The sequence below is a fragment of the Microseira wollei NIES-4236 genome, assembly GCF_020521235.1.
In the GTDB taxonomy this organism is placed as follows: Bacteria; Cyanobacteriota; Cyanobacteriia; order Cyanobacteriales; family Aerosakkonemataceae; genus Microseira; species Microseira wollei.
In genome coordinates this window covers 1-297 of sequence record NZ_BLAY01000651.1, presented here as the reverse complement: position 1 = coordinate 297, position 297 = coordinate 1, and the positions used below count along the sequence as shown (strand labels likewise).

At 43.8% G+C, this 297-nt stretch carries 1 pseudogene; it reads left to right on the top strand.

From position 1 onward, the window contains the following. Nucleotides 1–297: pseudogene (locus MiSe_RS50150) on the top strand (tetratricopeptide repeat protein); the annotation flags it as partial.

Here is a 297-nt window from a genome sequence, read left to right as displayed (position 1 = left end):
TACGCAAAATAATCTGGGTAATGCTTACAGTAACAGGATATTGGGAGAGAAGGCAGAGAATATTGAAAATGCGATCGCTGCTTATCATGCGGCACTGACTATTAGAACCCGCGATGCTTTTCCGGTTGATTGGGCAGGTACGCAAAATAATCTGGGTAATGCTTACCTTTACAGGATATTGGGAGAGAAGGCAGAGAATATTGAAAATGCGATCGCTGCTTATCATGCGGCACTGACTATTTACACCCGCGATGCTTTTCCGGTTAATTGGGCAACGACGCAAAATAATCTGGGTAA